This is a genomic window from Halomonas sp. ND22Bw, assembly GCF_003011945.1.
GTDB classification, from domain to species: domain Bacteria; phylum Pseudomonadota; class Gammaproteobacteria; order Pseudomonadales; family Halomonadaceae; genus Halomonas; species Halomonas halophila.
Genome location: NZ_PXWD01001589.1, coordinates 1 through 243, shown reverse-complemented (window position 1 = coordinate 243; position 243 = coordinate 1). Strand labels below are relative to the sequence as shown.

Genomic DNA, 243 nt, shown 5'->3' with positions numbered 1-243 from the left:
CATTCCAGAAACACCGTGGAACCGGCTTCGCCGGGCCACTGGTGTTGCCCCCTTGAGGGGGAGGCGGCTACACGAAGTGAGCTGCTTCGGGGGTGGGACTCATACAGGCAGGTCGCCGGCGGCTTTACCGAGCCACTTCATCGACATCTTGTCGAGCGTGCCGTCCTTCTTGGCCGCGGCGATGATCTCGTTGACCTTGGCCTTTAGCGCCGTCTCGTTCTTCGCGATGCCCACGAAGCACGG

General features: G+C 63.0%; 1 protein-coding gene. It reads right to left on the bottom strand.

Going from position 1 to position 243, the window contains the following annotated elements; translation table 11 throughout:
* Positions 1 to 99: 99 nt before the first annotated feature.
* Entirely contained in the window at positions 100 to 234 is a 135-nt protein-coding gene (locus CVH10_RS23610; RefSeq protein WP_369336007.1) for a transporter substrate-binding domain-containing protein, read from the bottom strand.
* Positions 235 to 243 lie beyond the last annotated feature (9 nt).